Raw genomic sequence first — 1,492 nt, forward strand, 5'->3', positions numbered from 1 at the left:
GCCCTCGTCAACGGGGCCTGAAGTGCTCCATCAGCTCACGGAACCGGGCCCAGCCGTCCGCCTCCACCCCGTCCCCGATCCGGTACCAGACCAGCGGGGCCATGGGTGAGCCGAGGGCGACGCCCTTCACCGGTGCGGCCAACGCCCTCTCCCGGCCCGCCTCCAGCACCCCCTCGGGGCCCACCGCCAGCCCCACGGGGACGGACACCCCCGCCCAGCGGGGCGCGTACGCCAGGTCGGCGCGCCCGAGGGCGCGGTGCACGGCCATGTTGCGCAGGCCGTCCCCCGAGGCCAGCTCGCGAACGAGGGGCGTGAGGGCCTCCAGGTCCGGTCCCTCCCCGGGCCGGTACGCGGTGGAGAACAGGATCCGCTCGCGCACACCCGACGGCGTGCGCGACACCCTCAGGCTTCCGGCGAAGGGGCGCGCGCCCTCCTCCCGGACGCCTCCGGGCTGTCCGGTGAAGGCCATCAGGGTCTGCCCCGGGGAGCGGCGCCGCGCCATGGCCGTGACCTGCGCCGGGTCCCACTCCCGGGACAGGGGCTCGCACACGCCCCACACCGCGGGAGGCGCCCCGGCCAGGTGCTCGGCGAGCAGCTCCACGGTGCCGCCCAGCTCCAGCCGGTCGCCGGCCGGGTGGTCGATCCGCAGGTCCACGTGCAGGTGGGCGCCCAGGTCCTCGTCCGCCGACGCCCGGAAGGCCTCGTTCGGGCCGTCCTCGGCGTCGACCTCCGGGTCGGGTACGAACCCGGTCGCCGGCTCCCACACCAGCGGCAGGCCGTTGAAGCCGTCGTAGTGGCGCCCGTCCGGGGCCCGCACGGCCCATGTGGCGCCGGGGCGGCTCAGGAACCAGCGCAGCGCGTGCGTGACGAGGCTCGTGGACGGGGTGACCACTTGCAGGCCCAGGCCCCGCCGGCCGTGCTCGGCCAGCGCGGCCACCAGCCAGCTGGACAGGGGGACCAGCGGGCGGTCCTGCACGAGCACGGCGTTCTTCTCCGTGAGGACGCTGACCGCCGGGTGCTCGGTGGCCCCGAGGAGGTTGGCGTCGTCCCGGGGCAGCCCGGGCTCCGGGGCCCACACCACTCCGCCGTGCCGCTCGACCAGGGCGTGGGCGAACCGTCGCGCCGTCGCCGCCGTGTCGGTGTCCGCCAGCTCCGCTGCCTGGACCTCGACCCACAGGGGCTGGGCGGGGAGGTCGTGGCTGATCCCGTCCGTGAGCAGCCGGTCGGCCTCGGCGGAGACCGCGAGCCGCTGCGCGGCCTGCACGGCGAGCACCAGGCGGTCGGAGCCGTCGCGCAGCTGCACCACGGTTCCCTCGGCCACGAGCCGGACCCGCAGGTCGGGGCCGGCCTCGGCCAGCGCGGCCAGTAGGGAGCGGCGGCCGGGGCTCTCCGCCAGCAGGGCGACGACGTCGTGGCTCAAGGGGATCCTTCACAGGGGTGGGTCGGCACGGTGAAGCCTAGGGCGTGGCCCCTCAGACGGGGAACTCGCCGT

General features: G+C 76.4%; 1 protein-coding gene. It reads right to left on the minus strand.

Annotated elements, in window-relative coordinates:
- Positions 1-7: 7 nt before the first annotated feature.
- On the minus strand, positions 8-1,420 hold the full coding sequence (locus AC0T5L_RS27085; protein ID WP_476168327.1) for a DUF6177 family protein: 1,413 nt from the start codon (positions 1,418-1,420) through the stop codon (positions 8-10).
- Positions 1,421-1,492 lie beyond the last annotated feature (72 nt).

It is taken from the genome of Nocardiopsis sp. TRM 82005 (assembly GCF_056312425.1).